Source organism: Bullifex sp. (assembly GCF_034103065.1).
In the GTDB taxonomy this organism is placed as follows: domain Bacteria; phylum Spirochaetota; class Spirochaetia; order Sphaerochaetales; family Sphaerochaetaceae; genus Bullifex.
This window is the reverse complement of record NZ_JAXEGN010000205.1, coordinates 1-2001: the sequence shown is the minus strand read 5'-3', so window position 1 is coordinate 2001 and position 2001 is coordinate 1. Positions and strand designations below refer to the sequence as shown.

3 protein-coding genes and 1 pseudogene are annotated in these 2001 nt (G+C 31.1%); 2 read left to right on the top strand and 2 right to left on the bottom strand.

The features are described from left to right. On the top strand, positions 1 to 224 hold a 224-nt coding region (locus SOY52_RS08015), incomplete at its 5' end, for a CatA-like O-acetyltransferase (RefSeq protein ID WP_320848433.1). Here the strand turns inward: SOY52_RS08015 and SOY52_RS08010 are convergent. Continuing rightward, positions 205 to 1164 (bottom strand): helix-turn-helix transcriptional regulator, encoded by a 960-nt coding sequence (locus SOY52_RS08010; protein WP_320848432.1) that lies wholly within the window; start codon positions 1162 to 1164, stop codon positions 205 to 207. The two genes, SOY52_RS08015 and SOY52_RS08010, sit on opposite strands and share 20 nt — an antisense overlap. Positions 1165 to 1263: 99 nt before the next feature. On the opposite strand from SOY52_RS08010, the gene SOY52_RS08005 reads away from it, so the two are divergent. Then, a complete protein-coding gene (locus SOY52_RS08005; protein WP_320848431.1) occupies positions 1264 to 1467 on the top strand; it encodes a SlyX family protein in 204 nt (67 codons plus the stop codon). On the opposite strand, the pseudogene SOY52_RS08000 reads toward SOY52_RS08005, so the two are convergent. Then, a pseudogene (locus tag SOY52_RS08000) lies at positions 1468 to 2001 on the bottom strand (acyl-ACP thioesterase domain-containing protein); the annotation flags it as partial.

The following is a 2001-nucleotide window of genomic DNA, read 5'->3' as shown; positions in this document are numbered from 1 at the left end:
TTGAATTCACCCACTTTGCTGTACATTCATTTGAAAATAAAGACTATTATTTCCCTTCAATCGAAGCAGGAAAATTTATAGAAAAAGAGGGACAGTTAATTATGCCCCTCTCTATAACTTGCCATCATGCAACTACAGATGGCTATCATATTAAATGTTTTATAGATTCCTTTTACACAGAAATGGACTTACTATGTGAAATGATTAATTGTAAGATGAAATAATCTGATTTAAGTAATCAAGATACTTTTCTCTATAGCTATCTGGGCTAATGATTTTTACAGATTTTCCACACTGGAAGATTTTCATCATTAGCTCAATTGAGTTTTCAGCTTCAAATGAGCAAATTAATTTATTACCTTGGTCCTTTGAAATAGAAATTTCACCATGTACAATATTTCTAAAAGCATTAAGTGCAGATTTTTCCTGTAGCTCAAGCTTTAGAGGTACCATATCTATTGCATCATAGCTATCTTCTTTTTCTTTATCCATTTTAAACGGTTTTAAGTTATCTGGAATTGTGTAAGTTTCATCAAGAAGAGTAGCACTTACAATTTTTGTAATATCGAGAGTGATAATTTCTTTAGTATGTCTAAGACGACCTGTTACAGAGATAGGTTGACGAGTTTTATTTTCATCTCTAAATCCAATAAAGTAAGGTGCAAGTTCTATTTCATCACCATTATTTAATTCAATTCTGACAATCCTACCTGTTACCCAAGCATCAATTAATACTTCCAAAATAGTATTGTACTTGGAGTTTTTACCTCTATTCTTTTGAACCTCTTGATCAATTTTCTCTGCTACCATTAGCATGTTATCACTTACTTTTGGAGCATAGGAACGCATGTTCATTGCAATTTTTCTAAGTCCAGAAGCAAGGTGTGGTGATTGTATTTCACTATTATTAATTAATATCTCAGCACTAAGGTTAAATGCTAAAGATTCATAAATAGAGAGAGCAATGTTTTCATCATCTTCTTTTTGTCGAATCTTAATTAAATTGTTTTCTTCATAAACATCGATGTGCTCAGATAGGTCTTCTACATATCTTGATATAGTAGATCTATGTACTCCAAGTCTTCTTGCAATTTCAGCTCTTCTTAATCCTTCTGGATGGGAACGAAGTAAAAGTTCTAATTGTGCAACTCTTTCACCTTTCATAAAAAACTCCAACAAAACAAGTATAGCATAATATTGAATTGCAACAATATGCAATTGTTTTGTTGCAGTAAAATAAAAGTAGATATAGAATTGCTCTATATGAATGAAGAATTAGAACAAGTTGAGATTAAAGTATCTTACTTAGAAGCACAAGTTGCTGAATTAAATGACGTAGTAATTGAGCAGCAGAAAAATATTGATGCTCTTAATATTAAACTTTTACAGGTAACAAAGAAGTTAGAAGAATTAATTGAAGAGGTCGGCTCTCCATCAAGACCTAATAGAAAGCCACCTCACTATTGATTAAAACTCTTCTCTTTTCTTCCAAGTAGTAACAGCGTCAAAGACATCTTCTTTGGTGCCATCTTCTTTTATTCTTTCTATTTTAAAATATAATTCAGGTGATGTTTTACTATACTCATCTTCATTTTTAGAAAGAACTGTAACTACAAGATGATCTTTTCTATATGTTTGTCTTATCCATCTAACATCGATTATAGATGGCTTATAGCTATCCATAAACTCTTCAGGAAGAGAATCAAGAATCCAGTTAATGTATGAAAGATTATTAACATGGTGGTTTAAATCTGTATCAAGATAGTGAATAACTGGTTCATAAGTTGTAAGAACACACTTTGATGATTCAATTACATCAAGATTATTAGGCATTGAAGCATCAATTTGAAGTTCTTTTGGTGGAGTTTTTAAGATATCAGTAACTTCCTTTGGTCTTAAAGGGCGCCCTTTTACTGTATCAATTATTGCCCACTTGGTATTTGCAAAGAATAAAGGTTTATTTGTGTTTTTATCTTTTGCTTTTACAATTCTTGGACAATT

Excerpts from the sequence above, each read along its gene's own strand:
- SOY52_RS08005 (WP_320848431.1), top strand. The coding sequence starts at position 1,264 with ATGAATGAAGAATTAGAACAAGTTGAGATTAAAGTATCTTACTTAGAA.
- SOY52_RS08010 (WP_320848432.1), bottom strand. The coding sequence starts at position 1,164 with ATGAAAGGTGAAAGAGTTGCACAATTAGAACTTTTACTTCGTTCCCAT.